This window comes from Streptomyces sp. R41, assembly GCF_041053055.1.
Taxonomy (GTDB): domain Bacteria; phylum Actinomycetota; class Actinomycetes; order Streptomycetales; family Streptomycetaceae; genus Streptomyces.
On record NZ_CP163443.1, the window covers coordinates 1,116,676 to 1,131,592 of the forward strand.

The window sequence follows — 14,917 nt, forward strand, 5'->3', positions numbered from 1 at the left end:
GCCATGCTCGATCGGCTGCCCGGCAACGGGTTGAGGGTGGAAGATACAGCCCAGGGTCGCCGCACGGTCATCGCCGGAGACAGCGTCAGAGAGCGGTCTCCTGGTTGAGCGGGCGGCAGGGGGAGAGGGGTACATGCGTGGAGCCGGGAGCGGAGGAGTTCGCTCGATTCTTCACCCAGTGGGAACCTCAAGTCCGGCGCTATCTGATCTGGTTGGAAGGCGATCTCGCCTTGACCGACGACGCGGCCCAAGAAGCAATGATCGCCGCGCATCGGTACTGGAGCCGGATCCAAACGCTGGAGAACGTGAGGGGCTGGCTGTTCAAAATCGCCCGCCAAAGGCTGAGCCGAGAACAGATGACCAGGCAGCGTCAGGGCCTGAGCACGGATCCGCATGAGCTTCCGGGCCAGACGGCAGGCGGTCGTGACGCCCTGGCGTTGAGGGAAGAACAGCTCACCATTCTGGAAGCTGTCCGCAAGCTGCCTTCGCGGGACGGCAATCACGCGATCGGCTTACGCAGCCGCTGCCTCACGTCCGCCAGGATTTCGCCGGCAGCCCGCTCCCCCGTCTCGACGGCCCCGTTCAGGAAGCCCTGGAAGTCGATCGACGTGTGCTCGCCGGCGAAGTAGCAGTTCCCCTCCCGCTCGCGCTCGACTCCTGCGAACTTCGTGTACTGACCCACCTGCCAGTACGCGTACGACCCCTTCGTCCACGGGTGGCCGAGCCAGAAGTCGATCGTCGCGAGACCGTTCCACTGCGCGCTGATCCCGGGCAGGACGGGCTCGATCTGGCGGAGGAACCGACGCGCCCGGGTCTGGGGCGTGCCGGTGCCGAAGCTCGCCCCGATCGTGCCTCCTGTGTAGTCGACGAGGATGCCGGAGGCTCCCGGCTGGGCGCGGCTCACGTCCCATGTGCTCTGGTAGCCGGTGTCGGCGAACGTCTCGCCGTTGGAACCGAGGCCTTCCCAGTGCCTTGTCCTGAACTGGAGGTGGAGCTTCGAGTTCGTGCCCATGCCCAGCTCGGCGATCGCCGTCTGCTTGAGGGCCTTGAAGCCGGCCTGTGTGAAGTCGACCGAGGAGCGAAGGATCGAGAAGGGCAGCGTGAGCACGACCTGGTCGGCCGTGACGTCCTTCACGTTGGTCCCCTGCTGGAAGGAGAGCGTGTAGGTGCCGTCCGTGTTCAGCCTGATCGCGATGAGTTCGGAGCTGAGGGTGATCTGCCCCGGGAGGGTCTCGGCGAGGCGGGCCGGGATCTGATCGTTGCCGCCTGCCACGTGGTACTTCTCGTTTGAGGCGCCGAAGATGTGCAACTGCCCTTGACCGTGATAGCCGAGCAGGTAGAGCAGGTTGAGCGCGCTCTGCTGGGTCGAATCGCCCCCGTACTCGATGGTGTAGGCGACGTCCAGCAGTTGCCCGAGCTTCGAGCTGACTCCACCGGGCACGCTTTCGTTGATCCAGTCGACGATCGACATCTGGTCCAGCTGGCGCCCGCGCGGGGTGCTGCTCGTGTAGAGCGTCGGGTAGCCGGCTGCCACGACGTCCGAATGCAGTTTCCTCCAGACCCGCCGCAGGTCAGCAGCTGCCTGCGCGAATGTGTAGGGGGCGCCGTCGAAGAAGCCGAGCGACTCGGTCCCGTTCTGCTCCGCGACCAGGAGATTGTCCAGCCTGAGGCCGAGTTCCTGCGCAAGGTGGCGGATCGCGGTATGGCCCTGGTCGATGAGCTCGCCGCCGTGCTCGGCCTGCTGCCCGTCCGCGAACGCCCCGCGCAGGGTCCAGCAGCGACCGCCCACCCGGTCCGAGGACTCGTGCACCTGCGCGGTGTGGCCGGCCTGCTTCAGCCGGTAGGCCGTGGTGAGGCCCGCGAGCCCCGCGCCGACGACCACGATCCGGGGGGCGGTCGCCGCATTCGCCGACGGGGCCAGCCACCCCAGAGACTTCGCGCTCGCGGCGGCGAGCCCCAGCATCCCCGCGTCTCGAAGCAGCCCCCGCCGCGTCAGCCCGCGCGGAGCGCTCAGCGTGGCGGCCAGATCCTGAAGCGACTGTGCAAGCGGCGTGCGGGCCATAGGTCTTTCCTAATGATCAGGTTTCATAGGAAGTGCGAGGGTTCTACGCAATTCTCCCCCTGCCATGCCAGAGACCCGACTGCGACACCTCAGGCAGATCCACTTTTTCCAGCGCGCCAAAGGCGGCCGTGGGGACCATCGGTACAGCTGGTTGGCGCTAGACACTCGATCTTGGTCGCGTAGCACGTCGGACGCACGATCGTGGGGCCTTGGCTGAACCTGGGCGGTGGGCCAGCGGGGGGCGGCTGACGTCGGCGAGTCTGTTGCCGTACGAGAGGACCCGTGCGATGCCCGGCGGATCTGTCACCCCATGAGCAAGCTGGAGTTCTTCATTGACCGCACCCGGCGCTGCCTGGCAGATCGCCCCGAGCGCGACGGCAGGCATGGTGTCCGGGCCCGCCTACGGCCCCTCACCAGCCACGAGTGTGAAGGGCTCCCACGCCGCAGGAAGCCCCTCACGCATCGGGCCCATCATGTGGAGACCCGGGGCCGTCTACGTGACGGGTCGCGCCACACCACTTTCGTCGACGATGAACCGCCCGTTCGGGGCACTGTTAAAGGTTCCACTCTTGATCCACTCGATCAGCGCCGCCTTGAACGTGGCATGAGGTCCGGCCCAAGGTTCATCGGGGCGCCCCGCCGTAAGGGGTTCCCGATTCTGGCGTGCAGCGTGGGCCGGAGCAGCCCTGCTGCAGGAAGACGTGACTTGCGCACTGCACTTGCAGCAGCACCTTGTTCGTCATCGATGCCGGGAGAGCGTTGTAGATGGTGGTCGCGTTGGCCGGCGCCGCGTACAGCTCGGTCCTCGACTTCAACATCATCGGCGGCCCCCAGCGGTATGGAGCACCCCCATGCTCCCACCGCAAGCCCCCAGGTGTTGCTGGAACTCGTCAACACTGTTCCCCGCGAACTCCCGGCGTTGCCCGCGCTGAACGACAACCGTTGCTGGAACTCCCCTACATACTCAGCCCTGCGCACGCTGCGGCCAGCCCACCCACCGGTACGGATCGGGCGGCGGCCCGCTGTGCCCGGTGTGCCGACCTGAAGTCGAGCAGACCCAGCGGAAGTAACCGGGCGAGCAAACGACGAAGACCCGCACATAGTGCGGGTCTCGCCGGACGGAGACACTGGCGACGAACGGCGGGCGCGTCGCGAGGGCCTACACGGAATCAACGAACCGTCCGGCAAGTGGTCACTGGCCGTCAGAGTCCTGGCTCGGACACCAGGGAGCAAGCCGCTCGCCACATGTGTGAGGGGCTCCCACGATGTGGGAGCCCCTCACACATTTTGGGGCGGCACTCATCTGGAGGCCCGTGAGCGGCTCTATGTGCCGGAGCTCGCCACGCCACTCGCGTCGACGGTGAACTGTCCGTTCGCGGCGCCGTTGAAGGTCCCGTTCTTGATCCACTCGATCAGTGCCGCTTTGAGCGTGGCATGGGGTCCGGCCCAGGGTTCGCCGGGGCGCCCGCCGTACGGGGTTCCCGATTGTGGCGTGCAACGCTGGCCGGAACAGCCCTCGTTGAGGAGTGCGTGGCTCGCGCATTGGACCTGCACGAGCACCTTGTTCGTCATCGATGCCGGCAGAGCGTTGTAGATGGCAGGCGCGTTGGCCGGCGGCGCGACCGTGTCCTCGAAACCGTGGATGACCAGAGAGGGCGTGGTCAGCTGTCCCGCGACGGTGGTGTTCCAGCCGTAGCTGGAGAACACCGGTGATCGGGTGAGGCCGGTCGGGTTGTTGGGGTCGGTCCCTCCCCACTCGCGCCCCACGGTTTCCTGCTCCAGCATCTGCGACCGCAACTGCTCCGGGCTGCCCGGTACGACGTGGCCGGTGCAGGCCGCCTCGCGCTCTGGCGGCATGCGCCAGAGCGCGGCCGCGGCGGATGAGGGGTCGCTGACGCGCAGCGGGAACGTGGCGAAGCCGGTCGGCGGCGGCGTTTCCTCGGTCGGGAAGCCGAAGGCCGACGACAGGAAGACGACGCGATTGACCTTGGCGATGTAGCCGGCGCTTCCGGGAAGGACCGGATTGGCCGCGTACAGCGTCCGGGCGGCGAGCTGCCCGCCGAACGACCAGCCGAGCAGGGTGACCTTGCCGTCCGTCGGCTTCGAGCGCGCGATGGCGTCGTCGATGACCTGGCGGATGTCCCGCACGAAGGTGTCGACGCGTGCGAAGCGGACGTTGCTCGAGTGAGCGCGCCGCTCCCCGCCCAGCGAATTCGTCAGGAGCAGCGTCCCCTGCTGATCGAGGGGGAACGGGACATGAGTGCGGTCGCACCCCTCGGGGTGGGGACAGGTGCCATCCGCGTTGTAGGGCCTGAGGCTCGCGTTGCCGGGATCGTCCAGACCGTCCTCGAAGTGCGTCGAGCGGCCGAAGCCGATCAGATTGGGGGCGAAGGTGTCGACTCCCGCCCGGGCGAGGGCCTTCTGCACACTCAGCTCGCCGCCGCCGGTGGCGGGGTGTCGCAGGTCGAACACCGGCGGCCCGGTTTGGGTCCCGCCGTGGATCAGCACCGCAGCCCTGTTGGGCACCGACCGGCATTTGCCGTTCGCGTACACCGGGCTGACGCGGTGTACCTGGAGCCTGGCCGGGCGCCCGTCGAACTGCGGGTCCGGCATCAGCCCGGGCGGCACCCTGAACCTCAGCCAGTGATCCCGGACTGCGACGCCGGTCGGTACCTCGTCGCAGAGCTTGGACAACGGTACGAGGCGGCTGGAAGCAGCCATTGATTCGCCAGAGCCGACGGCACCCATGATCAGGCACAGAGACAGCACGAGCCACCGCTTCCGGGCCCCGGCCCCGCGGAGCCTCCCGGAGCGAAGGGTTCCGGACAGCCATGCCCGTCGCCGGTTCCGCAACCTCGGTCTGTGGTTCGCGTACCCGTCCGTCGGGCGCTCGTGACTGTCTGGTCTGGCGTGCATTGCATCTCCTGCCTGGGCTGTTGCGCATCGGGCGGGTACGGCCGCCCTCGTGCCGTACCCGCCTGTCGTCCGGGGTGGGCCGTCAGCAGCATCCTTCGGTGGGGCGTGGCACCCTGCCAGGCAGGCTCGGCCGATCGGACGCGGACCCGCACAGGCAGCCTCCCGCGCAGATGGGCCCGGCCATCGACGCCGCCCCGGAGGTCGCGACGAAGCCCACGAGAGTGGTGGGCTACGTGGTTGACGACGAGGTGTTGGTCGACGAGGTGGTCGATGGCAGTTCGCAGGCGGCGTCCCCAGGGGCGTCAGCCGAAGCCGCAGGCCCCCAGCTGTGCGTATCTGGCGGACAAGTGGGCCATGTCCCGTTCCGCGCCCTCGTGCAGCCATCGCTGATACATCCCCGCCGCCTGCTCCGCCTCCAGGGCCCGGTCGGCGACCGCCGCCGTCAGCGAGCCCGCCGTCCAGCCGGACAGGAGGGCCCGCAGCACCCCGTGCGAGGAGGCCGGGTCCAGCAGGACACCCGCGTCGCCGGCCAGGAACCAGCCCGGCCCGGCGGCGGCCGGACACAACCGCCAGCTGACGTCCGCCGCCCGTGCCGGCCCCTCCGGCACGAGGCCCGCGAACTCCTCCGGCAACCCACTCCGCTGCGGCTGCACCGGTACGAAATCCAGCCGCATCCACTGGTACCGCTCGGGCGCCACCCGCGCGGTCCACGTCCAGCCGGTGCGGTCCGCGACGATCGCCGGTGCCGCGTCCCGCTCCGGGCAGGACCCGGCGGCGTACCCGTACCGGATCAGCAGCCGGGGCGAACGCAGCGGGCCGGTCAGGCCGAGGGCTCGGCTGAGCCAGCGGGCCCGGCCCGTGGCGTCGATGACGGTACCGGTGCGCAGCGGTGCCGCGGCCCCGTTGAACCGCACGCCGGTCACCGCACCGCCCTCCACCACCGGTTCCAGGACCCGGCAGCCGAGCCGGACGTCCGCGCCCGCCTGCCGGGCCCGGTCCAGCAGCAGCGCGTCCAGCCGCTGCCGGTCCACCTGAAAGCCGCGCCAGGACCCGTTGCCGTCCTGCCCGAACGGCTCGAACCGGGACGCTGCGCCCCACCCGACCGTGATGCCCTCGTGCCGGGCCCCGACCGCGTCCCCGAAGCCGTCGGGCAGCAGCCGGGCCAGCAGGGTCTCGGCGCCCGGATGCAGGGCCTCGCCCGGCCGTGCCCCGGGGCCGGGCGCGCGCTCGGCGAGGACCGTCCGCAGCCCGCCGGCTGCGCAGACGATCGCCGCCGCGCACCCGGCGGGCCCGGCCCCGGCGATCAGGACGTCGGCGTCGGCACCGACGCGTCGCGCGTCCATGGGCCTCCGTCCCTACGCAGCAGCACCGCCCGGCCGTCGGTGTAGGCCGTCACGTCCTCGGCGATCTCCACCAGGACCTTCTGGATGTCGCCCGGATCCCGGCTCTCCGCTCCCGGCCGGTAGACCCTGAAGCGGTAGCGGCGCGGGCCGGCCAGCCGGCTCCTGGTGGCCTGCTCGGCTTCCGCCAGGCCCGCGTCGCCCGCCTCCACCACCGTGAACGACAGGACCGCCCACGCCGACTTGGCCTTGAGGATCTCGATGACCGCGCGGTCCCCGAACCGGGCCGCGAAGTCCGGGTCGTGGATGCCCAGACCCCAGTACACCGCCGACATGGCCAGCACCCGCGCCTTGGTCTCGGCAAGGTCCACGCGGGCGGTGAGGTGCGCGGTCAGACGGTCCTGGGTGGTGATGTAGTCCGCCCGGTCGATGTCCTGGTACCGCGACCACCTGGCGCCCGCCGACGGTCTTGGCCTCAGGCCCGCGGATCCCGTCCCACGGCAGCCGGCCCAGCCCGCGGACCACTTCCATGCCGATCTCCGCGTCCGTCAGCGGCACGATCGTCGGCCATGGATAGGCGAAGCCGGGCGCGTCCTTGAGCGGGCTGAAGGTCCGGGTCGCGTCCGGCGCCACGGACGGCCAGTAACTGCCCAGTGCCGCACACAGCTTGGCGTCCTCCAGGAAGGGCGTGCCCAGGCTGTACGCCTGCATGTACCGCTGGAGCGGTGCTCCGGGCTCGTTGTAGACGAGCCCCTGGCTGACTTCCCAGCCCGGGTCGGTCACTCCGGCCGCCGCGTCCGGCAGGCCCGTGTACCGGCCGCGCGCGTCGTCGGGCAGGGGCCGCGTCACCGGTTGCCCGGGCGCAGGCTGTCCGACCACCGCGGTGAGCGTGTCGTCGTAGATGTCGAAGCCCTTGGGGAGGGTGATGTCGCCGGCGAACCGGAACTCCGAGAGCGGGCGCGGCGATACCGCCCACAGCGCGTCCCGGATTGCCTCGGGAACGGCCGTACGCCACCACACCGCGAGATCGTGCTGGTTGACGTACGGGAAGAAGTCGGGGGGCGCGACACTGCAGAAGGCCGGCTTGAAGATGTCGATCTCCCGGCTGAGCTGCGGGCAGTGGACGGAGACGAAGCCGTCTCCGGCGAAGTCGATCCAGTGCTGGGCCCGGTAGCCGCCTTCCCGGATGATCGCGTCCATGTCCGGGTCGAGGTTGAGGTCCTCCAGTCGACCGTCGTCGTTCAGGCGGTGCCGGATGTTGACGTACTCGGGTGACCGCCGGTCGTTGTCGGGTGCGCTGCCCTCCTCGTACGTCGGCTCGGTCTCGACCGCGCCGGGGATCAGCTGGACGGAGGAGAAGTACAGGATGCCTGGGTCCTGGACCAGGTCGGAGGAGACGTTGAAGGTCAGCCACTCCCCTTCGAACCGGGCCCGGTTGGCGAACGGGTGGGGCCGCGGGGCGAGGACCCCCGAGCCGTGTGCCTGCTGCGGGGGCAGCAGGGCCGCGATCTTGTCGCCGTTGATGGTGAAGGGGAACGCGTCCAGGTCCTTGCCGGTCCACTCGGTCGGATAGCCCTGCTCCCGCAGGAAGAGGTGCATCCGCTTGAGCTTCTCGTTGACCAGGTGGGAATCGAGGGAGAGCGACAGGTCCAGGCCGGCCACGCACTCCCGGCCGGGGAACAGCTTGTGCAGCGGCACCCAGAAGGACCGATCGTCGTCGCCGGACACGACGTCCCGGGGCCCGAAGAGACGGTCGTCTGCGCCGGTCACCTGCATGGCGATGTACGGGGCGAAGCGCTGCGGCACAGTCCGGAAGACGAACGGCCGCTTCGGGTCGAGCGGGACGAACTGGCGGTTCCGGGCGTCGTAGTGCGGCCCGGTCTTGCCCATGCGGGTGATCCCGGTCCGGGAGAAGCAGAGGTCCGCGTGCCGGCCGTGCACGGAGCCGGTGGCGTCGCGGTAGTCGAGGGCGAAGACGACGACGCCGAGCGGGTTCTCCCCGGCAGTCTCCCGGAGCTTGTCCAGGGTGGGTGGCCGGACCCCGTAGACGTAGTTCTCCACTGCCTCGATCTCGGCGAGGGTCGGGAACGCGCCGAGGGTCCGCCCGTGGCCGTCGGTGAGTACGGCCGCAGAGGCGAACGCGTGGTAGAGCAGGCTCCGTGCCGGGTTGCCCGGCTCGATGCCCCGGGCCGGGAGCGTCGGGGCGAAGTCCCCGAAGCCGGGGACCGCACGGTCGAGGTCGGGGATCGGCTTGGTCAGCTCGGCCGCCAGATCCCGGGCCCCGATGTCCAGCACGCCTCTCGTCACGGTGCGCAGGAGCGTGCGCCAGCCGTGGTCGGCGAGCCGGGCGCAGGCGCCCGCGACCGGCTCGGCCAGGGGTCTTGAGGGTGACGCGGCCACTGCCTCGTACTGCACGGTGAGCCCGGGAAACCCGAGCAGGAGCCCGCCGGCGGCGGCCCCCTTCATGAGATCGCGCCGCGAGAGCACCACGCCGTCTGCCTCCTGGGGTGTGGCCCCCCTCACCGATCGGTGATTCTGGCGGCTCGCAGGCGGGGAGTCCGCGACCGACGCGGACTTGCCTCCTAACGGCCTAACTAGTGCGGGAAGCGGCGAGGTGGGCGAGTGACTATGGATTCGCGGAACTCGGCAATCCGCGAGTGGACTTGGCGCATCAGGTGGGTGTCCTCGATCCGATCCAGGTAGAGCCAGCGGGCTGCCAGGCCCGGAAGGTCGAAGGCGAAGTACAGGGACATCAGCGGGTTCACGAACAACTCGCTGCCCCGGGTGCGGTCATTGAGCCCTCCCCCCGCTGAAGCAGGAGGGATTCCTGGCTCAGGCTGCCTGCGGGTCCAGCGGACCTACGGGTCTTACACCCTCAACACCAGCCGGGTCGGAACCTGCCCGGTTTGGCTACAAGCAAAAGAGTTGCTGTGCCGGCTTGGCTCTCGCTCAGCACGGTGTGCGCGCTTGGTTCTCGCAACGCACATCGAGCACGTTACCCGACGGTCTTTCGCCCTGGAGGCGAAACCCCGTTCCCTGCCCTGCTCCGCAGGAGTCCGATTCCTCCCCGGCCTGAAGGCCGGGGCATCCTCGGAGAGAGCAGGTGAAGTCGCCGTGCTGCAGGGCGAGTTCGTGCTCAGTGCCCCGGGCACGGCGGCGGAACTCCATCTTGGCCAGGCGTGGGACGGTGCCGGTCAGGCGCGGGCTTGGAGCAGAGCGAGAACGGCGGCCGCGTATGCCCGGGAGCGGTCCCACACCGCGAAGTAGTCGGTGTGCATCTGGTTGGCCTCTTCCATCCGGGCGCTCGGGATGCGCATGCCGTCGCCGCGTCCGAGGAAGAGGTTGGCGCGGCGGCTCAACTCCGGGCTCAGTCCGCGGGTCGGCGGCACCGGCTCGCCCTCCCCCTCGGCGCCACTGAGGACGTAGGCCTCGTACAAGGAGTCCCGCTTGCGGTAGCCGAGGAGGCTGGCCTGCAGCAGCCGGGCCTGCTTGGCAACCTCCTGCACCAGCAGGTCGTCCGGGCTGCCGATCCTCAGCTCCGGTCCCGGGGACGGGATCGCCCGCCAGATGCCCGCGTACGAGGAGTTGATACTGCTCATCCACCACTCGGGCACATAACCGCCAGGCAGCACGCGCGGCTGCGGCAGGCGCCGGGGAGGACGCTTTCCCTCCGCACGCCGGGCGAGCAGCCTGCGCGCCGAACGCAGCAAGGCAGCGTCGTGGGCCTTCATCAAGACCACCGCGACCCTCACCGCAGGTGGCTCCACCAGCCGTAACCAAGATCGGCTGGACGGTCGCCGCTGGAGAGCGCGGAGCGTCCGGAAGGATCACGTATCACTTGCGAGTCCGCAGGTCTGCGCTGGTGAGGCGGGCCCTCCCAAGGAGCTGCACCCATGGCACAACCCTCCCGCATGCCAGCAGGGCACGCTGCTCCGCAGCTCCCCGTTGGCGGAATCCTGCCGTCAAAACCCCGGCTTCGTGTTGGTGGCAGGCACTGCTCTCCCCTCGGGTCCCGGTGGCCGCCGAAGGCGATCCTGTCCGCGGCAATCGTCCTCCTGTCCACCGGATCGTTCGGGAAGGCTCAGCCGCCGGTCAACTCCGAATCGTACGACCCAAGGCCGTCCGCGGGTCCCGCTCAGGAAGGTCCAGGGGCATCAGCAGTGCAGGGCGGGTCCAGGCTTCACTCCCTTCACCAGCGACTTCACCAGCGTGAACAACTCGCCGGTCTGGGGGGCGTGCTCCAGTCGGGTGTCGACCGGCGCGACCGCCACACGGTACGCCGCGAGCTGCGCTGGACTGGCTTGCCCCACGACCAGCCCTCCCGCGCAGAGTTGGGTGAGCTCATCCGCATCCTCTGACTGCAGTTCCGACATCGTGTCTTCGAAGGCGGCGGCCGCGGCCTGGGTGAGCGCCTGGCGTTGCTCGGGACTCAGGCGCTTCAGCGCGGTGTCACTGATGAAGGGGACGACCATGCGGGGCCACAGCACCTGATTCCCTGTGAGGTACTTCTTGGAGGAGACGTAGCCCTCGTGGTTGAAGGAGGCGATCGAGGACTCGATGCCGTCCATGTCGCTGACCGACCCGGACAGCGGATACCAGCGGGTGCGTGCGCCCAGAGCGTGGAAGGTGTCGTCTGCCAGCTTCGACTGTGCCACGCCGACGAGCCGCCCGTGCAGACCGGTGGGGGTCGGGGCCGAGCGACTCGCGGTGAACAGGTAGCGAAACTGGCCCGGGAGCAGGCCGAGGCCAGTGATACCGGGGACGCTCAGTGCGGTAGCAAGCCGCTTGTAAAGGGGGCTCTTGAACAGCCGTTCCTGGGCCGCGTAACTGGTGATCAGCTCTGGCGCGCTGAGCATCCGCACCGGGCCGGGGAAGGCCCGCGTGCCTGCCACCCCCAGATCCGCTTTGCCCGCCTGGACGTCCGCGATCGTGCCGTCCTCGTAGGCGAGCTGGCCCGTCCGCCACTCGAGCTTGGCGTCGATCTGCAGGGATCCCCCGGTCGCCTCGCCGACCTGTTGGATGAACCGGTCAACCGAAGACGTGGTGCCGTAGGGCACGGCCATCGTCAGATGGACCACCTTTGGGGACGCCCCCGCCGAGGCGGATGTGGACTGCTGCGCCTTCGGTGCGCCCGACGTGCAAGCGGCGAGCGCCAGCAGTGGCGCGAGCAGCAGCGCCGAGACTCCCAGGACCCTTCTCACCTTGACACCTCCTTGCGCCCTCGGGCGCTCCCTCGTTCACAGTGCAGTCACCGCGTCGGGCGCAGGCTCGCCCGTGCGCGCCGTGCCGGGCACTCCGACCGCCCCCGCAGCACCAAGTCGTGCAGCAGGAGCGTGGATACCTCGTTCAGCAGCTGCGCGTCGTCCACTGCCACAAGGAGCTACCCTCATCGGAATTTGAGGGTTCGGAGCATGCCTTCGAACCGTGTGACGGCGGCCGAATGATCCTGGACCTGAGTGAGATCTATCGAGGTCCATGCCACCAGCGGCCTGCTAGGAGCGTCGATGACGACCACTCGAAGCTCGTAGTCGTCGAATGTGAGGGCTTAGCGGCTCGTCCTGCGCCGCCACCGCAGGCCGCCACAGCGAGCAGGGCGCACGCGCCCACAGTGGAAACCACTATTTGACGAGCGCGCGTACGCCTCATCCGGCCACCCCCCAGGTCGTGCAGTACAACTTTGGGGTCGCTGCATCGGCTGCGGCAAGAGCGAAGACGGGTAAACCGATCGTCACGGTTTCGGTGCTGCACGGGTTATCACCCAAACGTCGTGTCCCAGATACGCATGGACGGCCGGCGGCACGCATCATGCGGTGGCAGTAGCCCTCCGGCCGGCCGCCCCGCCCCTGAAACGACGCCGGAACGTGCAGCAACGGCCGAATGACCCGCCACTCCGCGTCTGTCAGATCCGAGCCGTAACACCGCACGCGGTCGGAGATGGGTGCAGCTCTCCTCCGGGGAAGCCTTGAGCTGGGAGAACGCTGGTTGAGGGTGTGGGCGGGGTAGGTGTCCTTCTACTGTGGCGGTGGAGCCGCTGTCGATTCCGGCCCAGATCCGTTCCAGGAAGTGCTGGAGCCTGAGCCGTTGGGCGTGGTGCATCGGCAACCGCTCGATCTCTTCCGGCGGCACGAACCGGAGCTCGGTGGACTCGTCGGAGATTGCCAGCGTTCGGACGCAGGCCGGATGAAACACGGAAAGGGCCCGCCAGTATCGCTACTGGCGGACCCCCGCGAACTTCACCGCCGGTGTCGCTTCACCGCCGGTTTCCAGCGACCGTGGTCAACTCGCTCCGTTCGTCACCGGCGATCCCGTCAGGCTCTCGGCGGCCCGATTCCTCAATGAGCTGAACCATCCCTTTTGAGGTTCGCAGAGGACACCGGTTCGGATGAGCTCGTGACACTGTTGGAGGAGAGCGGATTTTTGCGGGACGGGGGTCACACCCGCACTCGCCGCGAACCTCTCCAGCCGCCAGATGTCAAACGCCTCCCAGCCACCCGGCAGTAGGTCAATGTCGACCTCCATTCCGTCCGGACCGGTCAAGCGGCATCCTCGCCCGTGAACGGAATAGACGAGGCCGTCGGCTGTCCGCGCCGTCCGTGCGAGCGCTCCAGAACGAACACCCTGCAGCACGACGTCCAGCCTCTCGAACTCCGGAAACTCTCGAAGCATTGCGCTCCTGTTGTGATCAAGGACATTCAGGAATCTCTCGACCACTGGTACGACCGGATTCTCGACTGAACTCACCATCCCCTACGCTCCCTTCGAGCTGCGAAAGGAAAGTCTCGGCCCACTTCGACCGCCGACCAGGTGACATGATCAGCGTCCCTGTAGCCGTAGGCCTTCACCTCTTCGAGCGAGATGGACCGATACTGGACATCGATACCTGCCTTCTTGGCGGCAGCAACCCGATGATGCCCGTTGATCACATACTTGCGGTTGTTCTGTTCGAAGACCTCGATGGGGTCACCCTGCCACCCTGCTGTCGGCGATCTCATCAACGCGCTGACGCGAGGCAGCTCTGTCGGCGTACACCTGAACGTGGCTCTGGCAAGATTTTCGTAGCCGGAGATCATCTCGGTGTGGCGGTCACCGGAGCCGCGTATCGGCGGCGTAGGTGGGCGATCAGCACGACTCGGTGACGCAGGAGCGGGACCCCAGCGCGTCCCGCGATGATGCGTTTCTGGAGCTTGACGTCGGTGATGCGGCCTTCGTTGACCCTGGAGTTGTAGGGCGTGGAGATGCCCTGGGTGACCGCCTGCTGGTCTTCGCGCAGGGCTGTGGCAATGCCGGCGAGGGGCGCCAGCCCGCTGGAAGCGAGCTGGTCGAGCCAGCCGGGCAGCAGTGCGGCATCGCGGGCGCCGAGCATGCCGGCGAACTGGCGGACCAGGTCGTGGGTGTGGCGGAGTTCCGGGCAGTGTCCGAGGAGCCGATGCAGGCTCTGTGCGGTCTGTGGACCGTGCCTGTCGGGTGCGGTGATGATCCAGCGCGCGGCCTCACGCGGGGAGGGCGGGCGTTCACGCGGCTCGTCCAGGGGCAGGCCCCGCCGCAGGGGTGCGACGGCCATTTTCACGCGCTGGTAGTGGCCCAGGTAGCCTTTGGCCAGGAGTTCCTGGTGAAGGATCTTGGCGCTGTGTTCGCCCTCGTCACAGCGTTGTTGCAGGTAGTCGAGGTAGGGGTCCAGGGTGGACGGGCGGCGCATCACCTCGTGCCAGGTGCGGGCCCGGGCGTACTTGCGGACGGTGCGTCGGTCCAGGCCGAGTTCGCGGGCCGCGGCGCTGTAGGCAGATGGAAGCGGTCGCTGACCTGGACAGCCTTCGGAGCACCGTTCGCGATGCCCTGCCGGTAGGTCAGCGAGCCGCCCCGGCAGGCGACTTCGACACCGGGATGCGCATGCAGCCACCGGCTGAGCTGTTCGGCTTCCCTTCCTTCCCAGAGCGTCAGCGGCAGCCGGGTGGTCGCGTCGACCAGGAGAGTGCCGTAGGTGTCGCCGTAGAGCGCGAAGTCGTCCACCCCCAGCACTCTCGGTGTGACCAGCGGAGGCAGGGGTATGCGCATCAGCTGGGAGAGCACGGTGCACCGCGAGAGCTCGATGTTGAGGACGCGCAGCATCCGGGTCCCGCCTCGGCCGGCCAGCATCACACCGACTGCCTCGACCAGGTGCTGCAGCAGCGGCGTGCGCCGCTGATAGCGGACCGTAAGCTCCGGCACCTGTTCGGCAAAGGTCACCTTCGGGCAGACCGTGTTCTCGCAGTACAGACGGCGCACGCTCAAGTCGATCCGCACCGGGCGGCCGCCGAGCGCGGTGTCAGCGAGATGCCGCACATAACGGCTGTGGCACCACTCGCTTCTCGTCCCGCACCCCGTACACCCCGTCGAGGTGCCGGATCTGGTCCGGGCCCTGACCACTACGCAAGGGCCGGAGACATCGACCGTCTCCACCAGCACATTCGCCAAATGCGGTAGCACAGAGGGAAGTTCAGCAGACCACAGCCTGACACTGCCCGTTATGCAGCTCCGGTGACCGCCACACCGAGATGATCTCCGGCTACGAAAATCTTGCCAGAGCCAGAGAAGTCCGTACGCCGACACAGCTCCATCCAGC

At 68.7% G+C, this 14,917-nt stretch carries 9 protein-coding genes and 3 pseudogenes; 1 reads left to right on the forward strand and 11 read right to left on the reverse strand.

Features of this window, described 5'->3' with window-relative positions; translation table 11 throughout:
• Positions 1 to 137: 137 nt before the first annotated feature.
• Positions 138 to 353 (forward strand): annotated as a pseudogene (locus AB5J53_RS05515) (RNA polymerase sigma factor); the annotation flags it as partial.
• A gap of 146 nt (positions 354 to 499) precedes the next feature.
• On the opposite strand, the gene AB5J53_RS05520 reads toward AB5J53_RS05515, so the two are convergent.
• The 11 genes and pseudogenes from AB5J53_RS05520 to AB5J53_RS05570 form a co-directional block, all read right to left on the reverse strand.
• Positions 500 to 2,062 carry a flavin monoamine oxidase family protein gene (locus tag AB5J53_RS05520; RefSeq protein ID WP_369244483.1) on the reverse strand — a complete coding sequence of 521 codons (1,563 nt, stop codon included), beginning with the start codon at positions 2,060 to 2,062 and terminating at the stop codon, positions 500 to 502.
• A 1,323-nt stretch (positions 2,063 to 3,385) separates the two neighbouring features.
• Complete coding sequence (locus AB5J53_RS05525; protein WP_369244484.1) at positions 3,386 to 4,675, reverse strand: alpha/beta fold hydrolase; 1,290 nt, start codon at positions 4,673 to 4,675, stop codon at positions 3,386 to 3,388.
• A gap of 605 nt (positions 4,676 to 5,280) precedes the next feature.
• Entirely contained in the window at positions 5,281 to 6,321 is a 1,041-nt protein-coding gene (locus AB5J53_RS05530; protein ID WP_369244485.1) for an NAD(P)/FAD-dependent oxidoreductase, read from the reverse strand.
• Between the two features lie 12 nt (positions 6,322 to 6,333).
• Positions 6,334 to 8,808, reverse strand: coding sequence for a twin-arginine translocation signal domain-containing protein (locus tag AB5J53_RS05535; RefSeq protein ID WP_369244486.1), 2,475 nt, complete (start codon positions 8,806 to 8,808; stop codon positions 6,334 to 6,336).
• A 104-nt stretch (positions 8,809 to 8,912) separates the two neighbouring features.
• A pseudogene (locus AB5J53_RS05540) lies at positions 8,913 to 9,110 on the reverse strand (hypothetical protein); the annotation flags it as partial.
• Positions 9,111 to 9,512: 402 nt separating this feature from the next.
• Positions 9,513 to 10,049: a hypothetical protein gene (locus AB5J53_RS05545; RefSeq protein ID WP_369244487.1), complete on the reverse strand. Its 537-nt coding sequence runs from the start codon at positions 10,047 to 10,049 to the stop codon at positions 9,513 to 9,515.
• 423 nt (positions 10,050 to 10,472) lie between these two features.
• Complete coding sequence (locus AB5J53_RS05550) at positions 10,473 to 11,519, reverse strand: TRAP transporter substrate-binding protein (protein ID WP_369244488.1); 1,047 nt, start codon at positions 11,517 to 11,519, stop codon at positions 10,473 to 10,475.
• An 856-nt stretch (positions 11,520 to 12,375) separates the two neighbouring features.
• Positions 12,376 to 12,480: pseudogene (locus AB5J53_RS05555) on the reverse strand (DNA mismatch repair protein MutT); the annotation flags it as partial.
• 575 nt (positions 12,481 to 13,055) lie between these two features.
• Entirely contained in the window at positions 13,056 to 13,388 is a 333-nt protein-coding gene (locus AB5J53_RS05560; protein ID WP_369244489.1) for a ParB N-terminal domain-containing protein, read from the reverse strand.
• The gene (locus AB5J53_RS05565; RefSeq protein ID WP_369244490.1) at positions 13,385 to 14,014 is read right to left on the reverse strand and encodes a hypothetical protein; all 630 of its coding nucleotides are present in this window, start codon (positions 14,012 to 14,014) and stop codon (positions 13,385 to 13,387) included. Before AB5J53_RS05565 ends, AB5J53_RS05560 begins: the two co-directional genes overlap by 4 nt.
• Complete coding sequence (locus tag AB5J53_RS05570; RefSeq protein WP_369244491.1) at positions 14,014 to 14,637, reverse strand: transposase; 624 nt, start codon at positions 14,635 to 14,637, stop codon at positions 14,014 to 14,016. Before AB5J53_RS05570 ends, AB5J53_RS05565 begins: the two co-directional genes overlap by 1 nt.
• Positions 14,638 to 14,917: the final 280 nt, after the last annotated feature.